The sequence below is a fragment of the Mesorhizobium sp. B2-1-3A genome (assembly GCF_006442655.1).
GTDB lineage: Bacteria > Pseudomonadota > Alphaproteobacteria > Rhizobiales > Rhizobiaceae > Mesorhizobium.
The window spans coordinates 604,790-621,912 of sequence record NZ_VFWK01000005.1; the positions used below are offsets into that span (position 1 = coordinate 604,790).

At 60.6% G+C, this 17,123-nt stretch carries 14 protein-coding genes and 1 pseudogene; 8 read left to right on the forward strand and 7 right to left on the reverse strand.

Features of this window, described 5'->3' with window-relative positions; translation table 11 throughout:
• Nucleotides 1–581: 581 nt before the first annotated feature.
• The 4 genes and pseudogenes from FJ977_RS36375 to FJ977_RS23245 all read left to right on the forward strand — a co-directional run.
• Nucleotides 582–830 (forward strand): annotated as a pseudogene (locus FJ977_RS36375) (PAS domain-containing sensor histidine kinase); the annotation flags it as partial.
• A gap of 30 nt (nucleotides 831–860) precedes the next feature.
• Entirely contained in the window at nucleotides 861–4,070 is a 3,210-nt protein-coding gene (locus tag FJ977_RS23235; RefSeq protein WP_246683321.1) for a GAF domain-containing protein, read from the forward strand.
• Between the two features lie 86 nt (nucleotides 4,071–4,156).
• A complete protein-coding gene (locus FJ977_RS23240; protein WP_140774502.1) occupies nucleotides 4,157–4,981 on the forward strand; it encodes a Ku protein in 825 nt (274 codons plus the stop codon).
• Between the two features lie 35 nt (nucleotides 4,982–5,016).
• The gene (locus tag FJ977_RS23245; RefSeq protein ID WP_348643224.1) at nucleotides 5,017–5,322 is read left to right on the forward strand and encodes a helix-turn-helix transcriptional regulator; all 306 of its coding nucleotides are present in this window, start codon (nucleotides 5,017–5,019) and stop codon (nucleotides 5,320–5,322) included.
• A gap of 30 nt (nucleotides 5,323–5,352) precedes the next feature.
• Here FJ977_RS23245 and FJ977_RS23250 read toward each other — a convergent pair whose 3' ends face one another.
• The gene (locus tag FJ977_RS23250; protein WP_140774503.1) at nucleotides 5,353–5,661 is read right to left on the reverse strand and encodes a hypothetical protein; all 309 of its coding nucleotides are present in this window, start codon (nucleotides 5,659–5,661) and stop codon (nucleotides 5,353–5,355) included.
• Complete coding sequence (locus FJ977_RS23255; RefSeq protein WP_140774504.1) at nucleotides 5,658–5,915, reverse strand: hypothetical protein; 258 nt, start codon at nucleotides 5,913–5,915, stop codon at nucleotides 5,658–5,660. The genes FJ977_RS23250 and FJ977_RS23255 overlap by 4 nt, the downstream gene beginning before the upstream one ends.
• A 65-nt stretch (nucleotides 5,916–5,980) precedes the next feature.
• On the opposite strand from FJ977_RS23255, the gene FJ977_RS23260 reads away from it, so the two are divergent.
• The 3 genes from FJ977_RS23260 (at nucleotide 5,981) to FJ977_RS23270 (ending at nucleotide 8,605) form a co-directional block, all read left to right on the forward strand.
• Entirely contained in the window at nucleotides 5,981–6,220 is a 240-nt protein-coding gene (locus FJ977_RS23260) for a hypothetical protein (RefSeq protein ID WP_140774505.1), read from the forward strand.
• Between the two features lie 153 nt (nucleotides 6,221–6,373).
• Nucleotides 6,374–6,823: a GFA family protein gene (locus FJ977_RS23265; protein ID WP_140774506.1), complete on the forward strand. Its 450-nt coding sequence runs from the start codon at nucleotides 6,374–6,376 to the stop codon at nucleotides 6,821–6,823.
• 207 nt (nucleotides 6,824–7,030) lie between these two features.
• Nucleotides 7,031–8,605: a M20/M25/M40 family metallo-hydrolase gene (locus tag FJ977_RS23270; protein ID WP_181180037.1), complete on the forward strand. Its 1,575-nt coding sequence runs from the start codon at nucleotides 7,031–7,033 to the stop codon at nucleotides 8,603–8,605.
• Nucleotides 8,606–8,632: 27 nt separating this feature from the next.
• On the opposite strand, the gene FJ977_RS23275 is transcribed toward FJ977_RS23270, so the two are convergent.
• Nucleotides 8,633–9,652, reverse strand: a complete 1,020-nt coding sequence (locus FJ977_RS23275) for an ATP-dependent DNA ligase (protein WP_140774508.1) — start codon at nucleotides 9,650–9,652, stop codon at nucleotides 8,633–8,635.
• 1,179 nt (nucleotides 9,653–10,831) lie between these two features.
• Complete coding sequence (locus FJ977_RS23280) at nucleotides 10,832–11,170, reverse strand: hypothetical protein (RefSeq protein WP_140774509.1); 339 nt, start codon at nucleotides 11,168–11,170, stop codon at nucleotides 10,832–10,834.
• Between the two features lie 515 nt (nucleotides 11,171–11,685).
• On the opposite strand from FJ977_RS23280, the gene ehuB reads away from it, so the two are divergent.
• Nucleotides 11,686–12,558, forward strand: a complete 873-nt coding sequence (gene ehuB / locus FJ977_RS23285) for an ectoine/hydroxyectoine ABC transporter substrate-binding protein EhuB (protein WP_140774510.1) — start codon at nucleotides 11,686–11,688, stop codon at nucleotides 12,556–12,558.
• Nucleotides 12,559–12,651: 93 nt separating this feature from the next.
• On the opposite strand, the gene FJ977_RS23290 is transcribed toward ehuB, so the two are convergent.
• The 3 genes from FJ977_RS23290 to FJ977_RS23300 all read right to left on the reverse strand — a co-directional run bounded on the left by FJ977_RS23290 (nucleotide 12,652) and on the right by FJ977_RS23300 (nucleotide 16,964).
• The gene (locus tag FJ977_RS23290) at nucleotides 12,652–13,092 is read right to left on the reverse strand and encodes a ribbon-helix-helix protein, CopG family (RefSeq protein WP_140774511.1); all 441 of its coding nucleotides are present in this window, start codon (nucleotides 13,090–13,092) and stop codon (nucleotides 12,652–12,654) included.
• A gap of 5 nt (nucleotides 13,093–13,097) precedes the next feature.
• Nucleotides 13,098–15,083, reverse strand: coding sequence for a conjugal transfer protein TraG (locus FJ977_RS23295; protein ID WP_140774512.1), 1,986 nt, complete (start codon nucleotides 15,081–15,083; stop codon nucleotides 13,098–13,100).
• Nucleotides 15,084–15,224: 141 nt separating this feature from the next.
• Nucleotides 15,225–16,964 carry a VirD2 family relaxase/mobilization nuclease gene (locus FJ977_RS23300; protein WP_140774513.1) on the reverse strand — a complete coding sequence of 580 codons (1,740 nt, stop codon included), beginning with the start codon at nucleotides 16,962–16,964 and terminating at the stop codon, nucleotides 15,225–15,227.
• Nucleotides 16,965–17,123: the final 159 nt, after the last annotated feature.

The window sequence follows — 17,123 nt, forward strand, 5'->3', positions numbered from 1 at the left end:
TATTTCGGGGGGATATCTTGGAACCATCCAGCGACGGCAAGGCGGGCACCGCGTTTCGCGGCGCCGGAGAAATGGCTGAACGTATCGGCTCGTTTGGCTGGAACGGCACGTCTATCGGACCGGTCGCTTCGTGGCCAACGGAGCTCAAGACACTCGTCGATCTCCTTCTAGGCTCCGCACAGCCCATGTTCGTCGTCTGGGGCCAGGATCGCATCTGGCTCTACAACGATGCCTTCATTCCGATCCTTGGCCGCAAGCATCCGATGGCTCTTGGTCTGCCCAGCCAGCAGGTCTGGGCAGAGGCGTGGGAGACGATCGGCCCGATGTTTGATCAAGTCTACCAGGGCCAGTCAGTCCATATGGATGACCTCGAGATCCGAATTGACAAGCATGGCGCGCCCGAAGAAACACACTTCATATTCTCCTACAACCCGATCACGCAGCCGGAGACCGGGACTGTCGGCGGCCTGTTTGGGGTCTGCACGGAAACCACCGATCGATTTCTGGCCGAAAAGCGCGAGCGCCTTGCCGCTGAACGTCAGCTCCACTTGTTCGAACAGGCCCCTGGTTTCATCATTATCATGCGCGGGCCACACCATGTGGTCGAATTCGTCAATGATGCCCATCGCCAGGTGTTCAACAGCGGTGACTGGCTCTCCAAGCCGATACGCGATGCCTTTCCCAGCTTGGAGGGACAAGGTTTCTTCGAACGCCTCGACGATGTCTTCGGAAGCGGTACGACTTTTGAAGCGCAAGGGGTTGCGGTTCGATTCCGCCGCTCGGCCGATAGTGCCGAGGAGACGCGCTACCTGACATTTATCTACGCCCCCCTGTACGATGGCGAGAATACAATCACGGGAATATTCTGCGAAGGGTTTGACGTCACCGAAACATTTCGTGCGAGAAAGCGCAGTGCTGCCCTCGCCGAACTCGGCGACGTTGTGCGCCTGGTCGAAGACGCTGACGAGCTTGCCTATGCCGCGGCCGAAATCATTGGCAGGGAGCTGGATGTCAGCCGGGCCGGATATGGCACGATCGATCTGGCGAACGAGACCATCTCCATCGAACGCGACTGGAATGCACCTGGGATCAAGAGCCTGGCTGGAGTGCTGCACTTCCGCGACTACGGCACGTATATCGATGACCTAAAGCGCGGCATTACCGTTGTCGTCGAGGACGCGGATACAGATCCTCGAACAAGCCAAAATCCAGCGGCTCTGAAAGCGATCAGCGCTCAATCCTTGATCAACATGCCCGTCACCGAACGGGGTGGTTTTGTGGCACTGCTCTACCTCAATCATGACAGGCCCCGCGCTTGGTCCGAGGAAGAGATCGAGTTCGTTCGTGAAATGGCGGAGCGGACCCGTACCGCGGTCGAACGACGGCGAGCACAGGCGGAATTGCGCCAGAATGAAGGTCGCTTGCGCTTCCTCGACCGACTTGGGAAGGAAACGTCGAACAGTGCGGACGCGGACGCGGTGCTTGAGATCACGACCAGGATGCTTGGCGAGCATCTCGGCGTCGCAATCTGTGCCTATGCCGATATGGAGCCTGACCAGGACCACTTTACGATTCGGGGAGACTGGCACCGACAAGGCTCTTCGAGCATCGTCGGCTATTACAGTCTCCGGGATTTTGGCCAGCTCGCCGTCCACAAGCTTCATCAGGGCCTGCCCTTGATCATCAACGACAATCGCGCCGAGTTGCCGCCTGAAGAGGCCGCGACATTCGAGACCATCGGCATCGCTGCAACGATCTGCATGCCCCTGGTCAAAGAGGGGCGCCTGAGCGCGCTGATGGCGATCCACGACAGCGCTCCGCGGGTCTGGACGCAAAACGAGCTTGCACTTCTCACCGAGGTAACCGAGCGGTCGTGGGCGCATATAGAACGGGTCAGGTCGGATCAGGGCGCTACCGAGACTGCTGAACGGCTGAGCCTGGCCACCCAGGCGGCGGCAATCGGAATCTGGGACTACGACCCGGTCACCAACCGTTTGCGGTGGGACGCGCAATGCCGTGCATTGTTCGGCATTACGTCGACCGATGAGGTCTCGTATGAGGGCTCCTTCATCGCCGGCCTCCATCCAGACGACCGCATCCGCGCAGATGAGGCAGTCCGGCGGGCAATCGCTCCAGAGAGCCTGGAGGGATTTAGCATCGAGTACCGAACCATTGGCCTGGAGGACGGTATCGAGCGTTGGGTGGCGGCAAGCGGGCATGCCATTTTCGAAGCCGGCAAAGCCGTTCGATTTATCGGCACCGTTATCGATATTTCCGATCGCAAGAAGGCCGAGCGCCACCTCAAGATCATGAACGACACCGGAGCGGCGGTCGCTGCGGAACTCGATCTCGACAAGATCGTGCAAATCACCACCGATGCCGGCTTGGAACTTTCCGGAGCCCAGTTTGGGGCTTTCTTCTACAATGTGCTCGACGATCAGGGCGGCAGCTACATGCTCTATGCCCTGTCGGGTGCTCCACGTTCGGCCTTCCAGGATTACCCCATGCCACGCGCGACGGCTGTGTTCGAACCGACCTTCCTCGGGACAGGCGTCGTTCGATCGGACGATATTCTCAAGGATCCGCGATACGGCAAGAACGCGCCGCGCAAAGGCATGCCGGACGGCCATCTGCCGGTTCGCTCCTATCTGGCGGTATCGGTCGTGTCCAACTCCGGTGAAGTTCTGGGCGGTCTGTTCTTTGGTCACGCGGAGACCGGCAAGTTTCGCCCTGAACATGAAAGTGCTCTGCTTGGCATCGCAGGCCATGCAGCAACGGCGATCGACAATGCGCGCCTCTTCCAGTCAGGTGAGCGCGAGTTGGCTGAAAGGCGGCGTGCCGAGGCCGCCCTGCAGACACTCAACTCCACACTCGAACAACGCGTCATCGATGAGGTGGCGGAACGTTCGAAGGCAGAGGAGCAACTGCGGCAAGTTCAAAAGATGGAAGCGGTCGGCCAGTTGACCGGGGGTATCGCGCATGACTTCAACAACATGCTTGCGGTCATCATCGGCGGGCTCAATCTGCTTCAGCGCAAACTGTCCAAAGGCGAGACTGACGTCGGCCGATTTGTGGAAGGCGCCATGGATGGGGCGCATCGCGCGGCCGCCCTTACCCAGAGGCTGCTGGCCTTCTCTCGACAACAACCGCTCAAGCCGGAGCCTATCAACGCCAACCGCCTGGTCGGCGGAATGACCGAGCTGTTGATGCGCACACTCGGAGAAACGATCACAGTGGAGACGGCGTTCGGAGCCGGTCTCTGGCAGGTCAAGGCCGATCCCAGTCAGTTGGAGAGCGCCCTGCTCAACCTGTCGGTCAACGCGCGGGACGCCATGCCGAGCGGCGGTAAGTTGACCATCGAGACGTCGAACGCCTATGTCGATGAGCGGTACGCTCGTGAGTCCGCCATCACAGCGGGTCAATTCGTGCTGATTGCCGTGACCGATACCGGTACGGGCATGACTGCGGATGTTCTCGCCAAGGCGTTCGATCCCTTCTACACGACCAAGAGTGTGGGCAAGGGCACTGGACTTGGCCTCAGCCAGGTTTACGGTTTTGTCCGCCAATCGGGCGGGAACGTGAAGATATACTCCGAGCCCGGCGTGGGCACGACGATCAAGATTTATCTGCCCCGGTACTATGGCAGCACGCATCAAGGCTCCCCTGAGCCCAGATCAAAGTCGATCGCTGGTGGCCTTCCGAGTGAAATCGTCATGGTGGTCGAGGACGAGGACCGGGTGCGAGCTGTATCCTCGGAAGCCTTGCGCGAGCTCGGCTACACCGTCGTCGAAGCCAGTGGTCCCACCGAAGCGATCAAGATGATTGAAGCTGGGCAGAAATTGTCCCTGCTTTTTACCGACGTCGTCATGCCCGAGATGTCCGGACGCCAGTTGGTGGATATCTTGCGCAAGGACAACCCCAAGCTCAAGGTTCTCTACACCACGGGCTACACGCGAAACGCCATCGTTCATAACGGAATCCTCGATCCTGGAACGCAGCTTTTACCGAAGCCATTCAGCCTTGAAGACCTCGCCGAGAAGGTGAGGACGATTCTTGATGATCCTACATAGCCAGCACCCAGTCGGCAGCTCGGCCGGCTCGACGGAACGATTTAGATGCACTGTCGTTGCACCTGACCGGAAACAGGATGAATGACATGGTCGCGCCGCGTGCTGTCTGGAAGGGTTTTTTGAAGGTCGGCTCGGTCACCTGCGGGGTCAAGATTGTCGGCGCCACAAGCGAAGCCTCGAAGGTTCACTTCAAGATCTTGAACCGCAAGAACGGCCTGCCTGTCAAAAGCGTCTACGCCGACGAGAAGACAGGGAAGCCGGTCGAGACGGAAGACCAGGTCAAGGGTTTCGAGGTCGAGAAGGAGCAATTCCTGCAGATCGAGCCGGACGATATCAAGGCGCTCAAGCTCACCTCGGATCACACATTGGAGGTGGGTGAGTTCGTGGCGATCGGCGAGATTGACACCCGCTATCTAGAGAAGCCCTACTACCTCCTTCCAGCCGACGGCGCGGCCGTCGAGGCTTACGGCGTGATCCGCGATGCCATGAAAAACAAGGGCGTCGCAGCCCGATCCTGCATCGTGCTCTACCAGCGCGGCAGGGAGGTTGTGATCCAGTCCTACGGCAAGGGCATGGTGATGACCGAACTTCGAAACCACAACGAGATGGTTTCCGAAGAGAGTGTCTTCGATGGTCTGACCAAGGCAAAATACGATCCAGAGTTGCTCGAAATCGCCGGCATGCTGATCGACAAAAAGGTGACCACTTTCGATCCCTCGAAATTCGAAGACACCTACGAAGATGCGCTGATCGCGATGATCGACGCGAAGCGCAAGGGCAAGGCGCCCCCAAAGGCGGCGCCCAAGCCGCAGGAGAACGTCATCAACCTGGCCGAGGTGCTCAAGAAGAGCCTCACGCAGGAAGGATTAGCGACGCCTAAGACGAGCAACCCGAAGCGCAAGAGCGCTTAGTGCAAAACCGCACAGACGCGATCAAGGAGCCGTTTGTGACCCAATTGACTGTCGAGCAATGTCGGGCGGCGCGGGCACTGGTGGACTGGTCACAAGCCAGGCTCGGCGCCAAAGCGCAGGTCAGTGAGGGAACCGTTCGGGACTTCGAGAAGTGCAAGCGCGTTCCGTCCGGCGACATGCTGGTTGCGATGCGATCCGCACTTGAGCGGGCGGGAGTTGCCTTTCTAGGTGATGGAGAGACGATCCGTGGCGGACCAGGCGTTCGGCTCAAGACGCCAACGGCGCCGCGCTCGCCTGTTCAGGATGGCGAAGCGGGAATTATTCAGAACAGCGAAATGTAAGCCGCCGCTTGGACCGGCCCATCGGTGACGTTACCTTTGATCGTTGTAGGGCTCTTTCGTTTGTCCAACCATCTTCGCCAGCTCCGAAAACGGTAGAATGTCGGATTCGCCTTGGGAATTGTTCGCGATCCGCAGAAGACGGATTGGAAAGCAGATGGCGTCGCGATTGGCCAGCGGCACGTCTTCGTAGGTGCGCTCATCGCCCGTGAAATTGGCTTCGGACTTCCGCAAGGCGATATCGATGTCGTCAACTGAAAGCAGGCCTTTGTGGACCAGCAAATTGTTGATTGAGGCAACCGCCATCATCAGACCTTCAAGCTGAAGATTGGCGACGTTCATGGCCTGGCACTCTTTATCTGGTCGGATGGGTTTTGCCCGTCTGACTGGTGAGTCTTGTCGTCCACCTCATTGACGGGTCGCGTCAGCCCAACGCCATTCTTGGGTTTCTTGTTTCCCGCCGCGTCCTGGGAGAACGCATCCGAAGGATCGGCGCCGGTCTTTGCCGGATATTTTGTTGCCCCGGTTTCGCGATGGTTTTCGTGGTCAGACATGTGTTGGTTCTCCATGTGGTTAAAGATAACACCCCCCGTCATTGCTAGTTCCGCTCCAGATGGAACATTCCCCACGGCCGGTCGTTGGCCAGAAAGGAGACACGGAAATGGCCAAGATCAAAAACGTCGGCGCGGCGATTGTCAGGGAGCCGGAGCCAGCCGCCGCCAAAATAGCGCGCAAAGGCCTGAACGGCAGCGACGAGGATCAAGCGTCACACACCCCTAAGCCCGCAGGTGCTTCTCCTAGAAACAAACGCCCGCTGGCAGAACCCTTCCCTGCCAGAACAATCGATGCGCGGCCGGTGGCCGGCAAAACACCACGTGCGACCAACCGACCGGGAGAATAACATGCCGCCCAAACCTGAGCCAAATGAAGAACCACCGGTAGATGCCCCGGCCTGGACTCCCGACGTGAGAGAGCCTGACCCGGATCTTCTGCCGGACGAACTTCCTCTCCCCAATCCCGACGAGAACCGCGATCCCCCAAAGCGAGCTCTGCAATGAGCATCGATACGGTGCGCAGCGGTGGCTGCCTTTGCGGTGCGGTTCGCTTTTTGGTGAAAGGCGCACCCCTGCGCGTCGGACTTTGCCATTGCCAGGATTGTCGGCGCACAAGCGGCAGTGCGTTCACCTTCTTCGGCGTTTGGCCGCGACCTGCTTATCAAGGCGCTGGAAACCTGCGGGCTTTCGAAGGACGGAGCTTTTGCCCAGAATGCGGAGCGCGCGTTGCCTCGCTGCGGGAGGAAGAGGCCGAGATCATGCTCGGGACCCTCGATAATGCCCCCAGCGATATCATACCCGGCTATGAACTTTGGATCGGCCGTCGGGAACCTTGGCTGATGGATTTGCAGTGGGCTGAGCAGTTTGAGCATGACCGAGAGCCGCGTGCGATCGACGCGCCATCAATTGAGCCTGAGATCCCAGTTCCACCTCAGCAGCCGGATCGTTGACTGCAACCAGGCGCGTCCTGCCCGTCAACCATCCAGGTCCACAGCGCGCGATGAGCGATGGGTGGTGGCCCATCACACACGGCCATGCATGCACTTGAGGCCCCGTCCCCAACCTCTACTATCGAATTTCGCCATTTGACGGGGGACATGATGGGCAACGCGCCAGCAAGCAATCTGTTTGGACGCGCCAGGCGTTGGGCTATCGCCTTGACGCAGCAGAAAAGTGTTACTGGAACCGATGGCGAAGCGTCGTTCGGGTTGTGGTTTGCCAACATGCTTGGCGCGGAGACCGTGTTTCGGGATGCAAAAATCTGGACGATCGAGATCGAACCTGGGGACGGCCGCCACTGCGTGGCAATGCTGGTCCGGGGTACGGGGCAAGGCACCATTGTCCTGACAGGGCACTACGACACCGTCTCGACCCATGACTATGGTCAACTGGAAGACCTGGCGACGGAACCTGAAGAGCTCACCCCTGCCCTGGCCAAAAGCTTGCACATGGCCGAGACGTCCGCCGCCCAACTGGCGAAAACGGATCTCGCCTCAGGAGAGTTTCTTGCCGGGCGTGGCCTCCTGGACATGAAGGCTGGCCTTGCCGCTGGATTGGCCGTCTGCGCGGAATTCGCTGAGCGTGTTGGGTCTGTCGGCAACTTGCTCTTCATCGCCGTGCCCGACGAAGAGAACAATTCCGCAGGCGCGCGCAGGGCTGTCCAGGTGCTCCCTGAACTATCCAGGGAGCATGACCTCGATATTGCGGCGGCCATCAATCTTGACGCCATTAGCGACGATGGCGACGGCAGCAAGGGGCGCGTCATTGCGTTGGGAACAGTCGGCAAATTGCTGCCGACTGTTTTCGTGGCGGGCGTTCCCGCCCATAGCGGCTTTCCATTGAATGGGGTCAATGCCGGCGCGCTCGCTGCCGCCATCGCAGCGCGCATTGAATGGGCGCCGGAGCTTACCGACGGTTCCCAGGCGCTGCCGGGAACGCCGCCAAGCCTTCTCAGTATCCGCGATGGCAAGGCCGGCTACGACGTGACCACGCCGGCGACAGCCTTTGCCACGTTCAACGTGCTAAGCTATCGGCGAGCGCCAGACGAGGTGCTGGAGCGTTTCGACAGGCTATGCCTCGATGCGGCGAGAGACTATCGGGCGCAACTTACTCGACGCATCGGTTCGAGGCGCAGCGATTTCATCGCCGGGAGCATCCCTCTGTATCGATACGAAACCGTGCTGGGCTGCCTTCAGCAGGAAGATATATCGAAGCTTGAGGCGCTGAGCGCTTCCGTCGCCGCCGGCGCTCTTTCTCTGCCAGAACAGTCCCGGATCGTGACCGAGGAAGCCTGGAAGCTGAGCCAGCTCCCGGGCCCGGCAATGATCACGGGGTTTGGCTCGATCCCTTATCTGGCCACGACCCTCTCAGATGCGCCAACAGCAGCGAGACTGAGGGCAATCGCTTCCGACATAAGGGATGGATCGAGCGTGCGTTATGGCAGCACGGTCAGTTGCACGGAGTACTTCGCCGGCATCTCGGACATGAGTTTCTTTGGCGAGGCCGCCTCGTCGGGTTTCGATGTGGTCGGCAGGAACACGCCAATGTGGAGGGACGGGGTTCGATGGCCGAAGACAAATGGGTTAGCTGATATACCGACCATCAACATCGGCCCATGGGGAAGAGACTATCACACGCCGCTGGAACGTTTGCACACAGGCTATGCGTTTGACGTCCTGCCACGGATCCTCCGGGATGTCTGCGAGGCACTCCTCAATCCCGATATCCAGTAATGTATGGCACCGCCGATGACGGATGCCTCATGTTTTCAATATCTGCGCGAAGGTACACTGTTTCGGAGCCTTGTCAGGGCGCCACCGCATGAACTTGGTGCCGTGTCGGAAGCGATCGCCGGTGACATGGTCAAACCGGATTTCCACCACCAGTTCGGGCTTCAATGGCTCCCACTCCCCGCTCCTCTCGGTGCTCCAACGACTCAGTCCCCCCGGCGCTTTACCGGTGAAGCCAGGGGGCGCGCGCAAGGCCTCGAGTTGTCGGGTCAGCTCTGATCGATCCTGCTGGGCGATCGTTGACGTAAATCCCACATGGTCGAGCTTGCCCTGGTCGTTGTAGAGCCCAAGCAACAACGATCCGACCTCGCGCGCGTTCGCCAAGTAGCGAAAGCCACCGACCACACAATCGGCAGTGCGCAGCCGCTTCACCTTGAGCATGGCGCGCTCGCCGGGCCGATATTCGTCGTCGACAAGCTTGGCCACAACGCCGTCTGTTGAACCGTGACCAGATTCGCGAAGCCATTCCGTTGCCGTTGTCAAATCCCGGGTACAACGCGACAATTCGAGATCAGCATGTCCCGCTGACTTGACGAACGCATCCAATGCCTCGCGCCGCGCAGACAGCGGTTGGCGCATCAGGCTGGAATCCGGACTTGCCAGCATATCGAACAGGATCAGCTTGGCCGGTGTTTCGACAGACAGTTTCCGAATCCTGCTTTCCGCTGGATGCAATCGCATCTGCAGCGCAGCGAAAGAGAGCGAGCCGTCGATGGCGATGACGATCTCACCATCGACCACGAAATCTTTGGCCTTCAGCTCACGCAACATCGAGACAACCTCCGGAAAGTATCTGCCGAGCGGCTTGCCCGATTTTGCCCGCAAGTGCACGGCATCGCCGGCTTTGAAGGCAAGGCACCGGAAGCCATCCCATTTGGGTTCGTACTGCCATTTGCCTCTATCAACCGGCAAGGCGTCCGCGGTCTTTGCCTCCATCGGCTCTGTCTCCAATGGAACGGCAAAAGCAGGTCTTTCTGTCTTCGAATTCATGATTCGAGCTTCGCAGGCTCAAGCCGATTGATTGCTGTGCTGCTCGACCTTTCGGAAGAGTCCCCGTCGGCCCAGCCTCCCGTCCTCCTCAGCAAGCCAGGCACTGTTTGGACCGTCTATAGCCTTGGATCATGCGCGATAAGCTCTATCGGAGAGTTTAGTTCCATTCGTCCGCAGTCGCTGGCTTTTCGTCAGATCCAGGCTTTTCGGAGGTAAACCCTTCGCCGGCGGAGGTGAGTTGTGGGTTCAGCATCTCGAGGGGAATCCCGCAGTTTCCTCAAGCCGGTTAAATGCTTTCATGAACCAAAGCGGTCAACCGGCATCGCTCCTGCGTCGCTGCCAGTCACCAACTTGGCTGCAGGCCAAAAGCCTGATGCCACCAAAAGCCCGATCACTATGGCGAATAGTATCAGCCGCGGGCTGCGCCCCCCTCAGTTGCTGCCGTGCTGTACCACGTCAGGTATGGAAAGCCCGTCACTAGGCAGGCAGTGACGGGCTCTTGTTCGTCCGCTCGGCCCAGAGGACTCACTGACCATCTAAAAGAATCGCCATCGGCCTGAAAAAAGGTGTCCTGCCACCTTCTCGGCTTTTCGGGTTGGGAGGGAACTTAAGCGACTATGAGAGCTTGGGGGTGAGCGGCAGGTTCTTCAGCGGTTCCTGCTGCGATCAAGACCCAATCTTGATCGGCCCGCGCCTCTGCCGAGTGGCGCGGGCCAGTCCCACGTGCGGAGTGGCCCAATCACCTTAAAGGTCACGCGCGTAGCGATCGCGCCGAAGCCACGAATGGTCTTGAACCGGGCTGCGTCGACCAACGAGATGGTCTAATCTTTTCAACAACGCAACCGTGAGGGGGAAAACTGCTTTCTTCAGACCAGCCGTTAATTAGGACGCGTTGGTGACGCGAAAGTCCGGTCCCGTGTCGTCGCCGCGCAGAGATGTTTGCCCAGGACATCTCTCCGCAATGCCTCAGATGCCGGGCTTAGGCAGCGCTCATAGGCAATTCGAGGCGCATCAAGTCAATGCGATCGGCGCTTCAAATGCGATCGGCGCTCGTACGCTTGTTTCAATATTCCGTTGAGCAGCAAGTCTGCTTTTCCGCGGAGAAGCGAGGCACAACAAATGAGGTCATTGTGGCCAAGCGCCCCGTTTCCCGGCTAACGCACGCAAACCTCCAAGGATTCATTTAGCCGTAAAGAACGTTAGAAGCACCTTCCCTTTTTCGCCAAGCAGACAAACGAAGCGGTCCGGTGCACCGGTTTTGCCATTTCGAGCAATGTATGCCTCGCCGAGGACGACTGTCTTAATCGGCACAGTCTCTACCTTGGTGTCAGCCGCGCTAATCGCAACGCTTTCCATGTCAATGACCAGGTCGCTGATGTCTTTGGCCTGCTCCTGCAGAGCCAAAAGACCCGTTGATTTGCAAGCGGTAATCGCTGCGTCGATAGGGGTCTGCGATAGCCCGCTGCCTGTCGACAGTCCAAGAATGAAAAACGCCGCCGCGAATTTATGGAACCACATATCAATCCTCCAAACGGACGCCTCACCCTAGGGCGGGAACTAACGCCCCATGGGAAGATGCAAATCGGCAATTGGTTCCGAATGGCCGACTGTTATTGGAACCCGAATGGTCAGCCTGCCGTCGATGCTCGACTGGTTGAGCGCTGGGCCTGGCGATTCTCGGGGCGGTCAGTCGTTGCGTTGAGGTGCTCAAAGCCGGCCGAGAGTGGTTCATCCGCTTTGTCGATCACGCACTCAATTACCCTGAGTGCATCCGCGTTGTTCGAAGGGGCGAAAAGAGCGATCCCAAGCCAACGCCAAGCATGGTTGCTTTGAGGAAGGCTGGGCAACCAAAAGCTCGAGATCGCATGTGTCCGTCAGGCGGGCGCTTTCAAGTAGCCTCCGACAACCGTCATCGCAATATTATGTACATATTTTGTACATTTAGATTGACGATTTGCCATCTTCGAACGTAGCGTTGGACGGCCCAGGCGCAACGCCTGTGCACAACTCAATCACATGGGAGGACTGCACCGATGATATTCCGAGCCCGATCGGCCGCCATTGGCCTGGCCTGCATCGCCTATGCCGCGCTTGTCGGATCCGTGCTGCCGGCAACGGCAGAGACCACAAAAGACCGCGTCCTGAAGGAAGGACGGATCGTGATCGGCATCCATAACCGTTCACCATGGGGCTACAAGAAGGAGGGAACCGGCGAGTTGCTCGGCTGGCATCCGGATCTGCTCAGGGCGGCCTTCGCCGATCTTGGCGTCAAGCAGGTCGACTTCGAGGTCACTGAGTTCGGTGCCTTGATCCCGGGCTTGATGGCCGGCCGTTTCGATGCCGTGGCGTCCGGCCTGTCGATAACACCCGAGCGATGCCAGCAAGTCGCCTTTGGCGCGCCCGACCTGAGATCGGACGACGCGGCGCTCGTGCTCGCCGGCAACCCCAAGGCGATCCACAGCTATGCGGATCTTGCCAGGAAATCGGACGCGATCATGGGTGGCGGCCGCGGCAGCAACGTCATCGAGAACGCCATCGCCGAAGGTGTACCGGAGGACCGCATCCTGAAATTCCCCGACATCGAGACCAACATCGCGGCACTGCGCGCCGGCCGCATCGACGCCGCTCTGTTCTCTTCCCCGACAGTGATCGGTCTGCTGGCTGGCAACAAGAGCCCCGACCTGGAGCGCGCCAACCCATTCACGACGGGTGAGAAATCGATCAGCTATATCGCGATCGCGTTCAGGAAGGACGATCGCGATCTGCGCGACCTCTACAATCAGGGTCTGGCGAAGATCATGTCGAACGGTACGATCGCAAACCTTATGGCGAAATACGGATTTGGCCCCACGGAAAACGTGCCGCCAGGATTGACGACGTCGCAATTGTGCGGGGCCGCCAACTGACCGGCGTCAGAAACGGGAGTCCGACTGGCAACGACAGAGCGTGGCGCCGCGCGAACTCGGGCGGCGCCTCTGCCCGCCGACATCCTCTTTGGATCATTGCCGTTCGGCATCGCTGGACGGCGCAACGTCCTCGGGGATTTCCTGCCGCAAGGTTGTCCCCTTGGCGAGGCGCCTGCCAAGAGCAGCGACGAATGCCTCATAACGCTCGCTTGCCTTGGCGCGCGTCGCCTGGGCCATCGGTTCGGGCAGCGCAGGCGTGGTCGCGAGCCAGAAGCGGATGAATACCGCCAGTGTCTCAATCGAAATGCCGGCATCGCGTTCCAGCCGCGCGATCCGGCGGTCGATCCGGTCGAGACGCCTCGAGATCGCCGCCTCGCGTTGGGCGTCGGCATCTGGCGAGAGGAAAGACGTGATCGCCGCTTCGGCGATGAGCGACTGCGAGCGATCGCGCCGGGCAGCATATTCGCGCAGCGCCGCCATCACGGCAGGATCAAGATAGACGGAAATCTGCACCTTTTTCTTTGTAGGCGGCACGGCCGTCACAGTTCCATGCCATCGTCCGGATCGAGCGCGATCTGACGCGCTACGCCCCGCACAAGGCCAGCCATCCGGCTGCTGCTCGCGGCGAGATCATCCGCTTCCTCAGGCGCGTCGATCTCGAATTCATTGATGAGTTGCGGCTCTACTGCGCCCGGCAGAATGGGATCGAGTTCGGGCTGACGCCGCAACTCGGAGTCCGTCGATTCGTACCGGGTTTTCGCCATCACGGTGGCGGTCGTCTTCGCCGCTGGCGGAAGCGGCAACGCAAGCGCCGTCCAGTCGTCAGGCTGCGGCTCGGCTCGCTCGCTTGGGGCAGGCGGCGGGATGATGCGCTCTCGCAGACGCGGGTCTTCGAAATAGCGCGCCTTCTTCGCCCGTATCGGCGGCGTGCCCGCCAGCATGACGATCTCGTCCCCAGCCGGCAGTTGCATGATCTCGCCGGGCGTCAGCAATGGTCGCGCCGTCTCCGAACGCGAAACCATGAGATGACCGAGCCATGGTGAGAGCCGATGACCGGCATAGTTCTTCATCGCCTTCAGCTCAGTTGCCGTGCCAAGCGCGTCTGAGACACGTCTTGCCGTGCGCTCATCATTGGTCGCGAAGCTGACGCGCACATGGCAGTTGTCCAGAATGGAATTGTTCGGCCCGTAGGCCTTCTCGATCTGATTGAGAGACTGCGCGATCAGGAAGCTCTTCAGTCCGTAGCCGGCCATGAAAGCAAGCGCGGATTCGAAGAAGTCAAGCCGTCCGAGCGCCGGAAACTCGTCAAGCATCAGAAGCAATCGATGGCGATCCGCCCTCGCCCGCAAATCCTCGGTCAGGCGGCGGCCGATCTGGTTGAGGATGAGACGGATCAGCGGCTTGGTGCGACTGATGTCGGAGGGTGGGACAACGAGATAGAGCGTCGCCGGACGAAGGTCGCCGACCAGGTCGGCGATGCGCCAGCCGCAGGCGCGGGTCACCTCGGCCACCACTGGATCGCGGTAGAGCCCAAGGAAGGACATCGCCGTCGACAGCACGCCGGAGCGCTCGTTATCGGACTTGTTCAACAACTCGCGGGCCGCGCTGGCGATGACGGGGTGCGGACCGCCCTGCCCCAGATGCGCCGTCGTCATCATCGCTGCCAAGGTCGATTCGATCGGCCGCTTCGGATCGGACAGGAATGCCGCGACGCCGGCCAGGGTCTTGTCCGGTCCAGCATAGAGGACATGCAGGATCGCGCCGACCAGAAGCGCATGGCTCGTCTTTTCCCAATGGTTGCGCCGTTCAAGCGAGCCTTCGGGGTCGACCAGGATGTCGGCGATGTTTTGCACGTCGCGAACTTCCCATTCGCCCCGGCGAACCTCGAGCAAGGGGTTATAAGGGTCCGATCTGGCATTCGTCGGATCAAACAGCAGCACCCGGCCATGTCGTGCACGGAAGCCGGCGGTGAGGCTCCAATTCTCGCCCTTGATGTCATGGACGATGGCTGAGCCAGGCCAGGTGAGCAGCGAGGGGACAACAAGGCCGACACCCTTGCCCGAACGCGTCGGGGCAAAGCAAAGCACATGTTCGGGCCCATCATGGCGCAGATAGTGGGACCCATATCGCCCCAGCACCACGCCGTCGGGGGCGAGCAGGCCTGCCGCCTGCACCTCGCGCTTGTCAGCCCAGCGCGCCGAGCCATAGGTCTCGACCTTCGTCGCCTCACGGGCACGCCAGAGCGACATGCCGATCGCGACGGCGATCGCGATGAAGCCACCCGAGGCGGCAATGAGGCCGCCCCGCGCAAAGATGCCAGGCGCGTAGGCATCATAGAAATACCACCACCAGAAGATGGCAGGCGGAAAATAGATCGGCATGCCGCCGACGACGAACCACGGCGCCCCCAGTTGCTGCTGGTAGCCCAGCTGCCAGGCGGACCACTGCGTCGCTCCCCATATCGTCAAAAGCACGATCAGGAAGACAATGACGATCTGCCCCCAAAGGACCTTCGTTCCCGACATTGGGTTCTCCTCATGCCGAGAGGTCAACAAGGTTGATGCGAATTTCAACAGCCGGCTCGCTCCAATCGCGTTGTGCCGCGCCGTCGGCGAGGAAGACAGGGGATCGGCAGCCTTGAATCCTGCTGGCCCGTGAGAGCGCCGTCACAGGCCGAGACCGGGTTTGCGGCCGAAACTCCAATCGGCGCCGCCATCACCGCGAACGATGCCGGTGACGTGATTGCCGAGATGACGCTCCAGCGAAGGCGTCCAGGGCACGAGCTGGAAGCCGAGGCCGTTATCGATCATCGCGAAACGGCCAGATGCGAGCGCAAAGCGCTGGCTGTAGGTGCCCGATACGAACTCGCCCTTGCCGGCACGGTTGAATGGCTGACCGGTCTGGGCCGCGAGGCTCTCTCCCAGCGCATCGAGTTCCCTTCGGCGCAACGTCTCAATCAGGTTGCCGACAAAGACGGTCCCGCCCAACTGCCGCTCCGCCAGGCCCAGCCCGACCAGGTACTCGGCGCGCCGATCGAGCGCCTGGCGCACCTCGGCACCGAAGCCGCCGTCGGCAAGAGACGCCGCAGGACGGGCGAGCGCCTGCCGGTCCAGCCAGGTCGCGCCTTGCGCGACGATCTGTTTGTCGATGTCGAGATCGGAGCGCACCGCAAGCGCCAGCCGCCGGCGTCCCTGAGCGTCCTCGAATCTGCGCAGCTCAACGATCGAGCCCGGCGCGCCGTCGCCCGCCGCCTCGATATCGGCGAGCCTGATGTGGTGGCAACGGCCGTCAACGCCATCGATGACCGCATAGGCCGAGCCCTTGAGTTCGTCATCCAGGCCGCGCTCGATCACGCGGCCGGTAACCGCTGCGTCGATGGTCTCCGCGGCCAGCACGTAGCTGGCGCTCCCGCGTTCGATACCGCGGACCGAGAATGCCCGATGCATGCGCTTGATGATGTCGCCGCGCTCAGCCATCTCGCGCAGTGTTGCCTCGGCCCTGTCGCTGACAACCCATTGGCCTGGACCGAGCCGCTCGGCGAGGCCAAGCGTTTCCAGTCGGCGCAATCGCCCGACCTTGAGCGCGATGAATTCATCAGGCGGGCGATCGGCATGCGGCGCGAGATCGATGACACCGTTGTCGCCGACATCCCGGCGCAACTGGCGGTCGAGCACTGTCCATCGCTCGGCCTCGACCTGGCGCTCGACATGGCGGCTCATCTCGAGATCGGACCGGGGGCCGAGCTCCTGCGTGACGAGGTCGCTGGCGCGATCACGCATGCCGCGGCTGATGTAATCGCGCGAGATCACCAGGTCTTGGCCGTCTTCGGTCCGGCCACGCAGGATGACATGGACATGCGGATTGTCGGTGTTCCAATGATCGACCGCGATCCAGTCGAGCGCCGTGCCGAGATCGTTTTGCATACGACCCATGAGATCACGGGTGAAGGATCTCAGGTCGGCCATCTCGGCGGCATCCTCTGGCGAGACGATGAAGCGGAAATGATGCCGGTCGTCCTTGCAGCGCGCGACGAAATCCGTGGTTGATGCTGTGTCGACGTCCGGTCCGAACATACGGGCTTTCGCGTCGTCGCGTGTGACGCCCTCGCGCCGCAGATAATTGAGGTGGGTCGCCAGCGGCGCGCCACGCTTCGAATGGCGAACCACGCGGGTCTTGATCACGGCGACGCGGGAGCGGCCGGTAAGCAAACGGTTCGCCTGGACGCAGGCGGCCCTGCCCCGCCCGAATTGTGAGCGCTTGCCCGAGCCGATCGGGCCTGACCGCGACACGCTACCGCCGGCCTTCCGGGCGGCAGCAAGAGCCTGGGCGATGAAGGGTCGCGACGCCTGGGCGCGCGTTGAGCGAATGCGCCCGGGACGGACGCGGAACTCGTGCTCATCGGACACGGCGTACGTCCACACACTGGCAAGAACAGAGCGAACACAACGCTTTGCGTATTGGCCGCACATTGTTTGGAAACGCTGCAATGTGCGGAAAGCGGCAAGAAACCCAGCAAATCCAACCAACCGGCCTCCGCACAATGTGCGGCCTTTTATCTTGCCATC

Excerpts from the sequence above, each read along its gene's own strand:
- FJ977_RS23240 (WP_140774502.1), top strand. The coding sequence starts at position 4,157 with ATGGTCGCGCCGCGTGCTGTCTGGAAGGGTTTTTTGAAGGTCGGCTCG.
- FJ977_RS23250 (WP_140774503.1), bottom strand. The coding sequence starts at position 5,661 with ATGAACGTCGCCAATCTTCAGCTTGAAGGTCTGATGATGGCGGTTGCC.
- FJ977_RS23255 (WP_140774504.1), bottom strand. The coding sequence starts at position 5,915 with ATGACGGGGGGTGTTATCTTTAACCACATGGAGAACCAACACATGTCT.
- FJ977_RS23260 (WP_140774505.1), top strand. The coding sequence starts at position 5,981 with ATGGCCAAGATCAAAAACGTCGGCGCGGCGATTGTCAGGGAGCCGGAG.
- FJ977_RS23265 (WP_140774506.1), top strand. The coding sequence starts at position 6,374 with ATGAGCATCGATACGGTGCGCAGCGGTGGCTGCCTTTGCGGTGCGGTT.
- FJ977_RS23275 (WP_140774508.1), bottom strand. The coding sequence starts at position 9,652 with ATGAATTCGAAGACAGAAAGACCTGCTTTTGCCGTTCCATTGGAGACA.
- FJ977_RS23280 (WP_140774509.1), bottom strand. The coding sequence starts at position 11,170 with ATGTGGTTCCATAAATTCGCGGCGGCGTTTTTCATTCTTGGACTGTCG.
- ehuB (WP_140774510.1), top strand. The coding sequence starts at position 11,686 with ATGATATTCCGAGCCCGATCGGCCGCCATTGGCCTGGCCTGCATCGCC.
- FJ977_RS23295 (WP_140774512.1), bottom strand. The coding sequence starts at position 15,083 with ATGTCGGGAACGAAGGTCCTTTGGGGGCAGATCGTCATTGTCTTCCTG.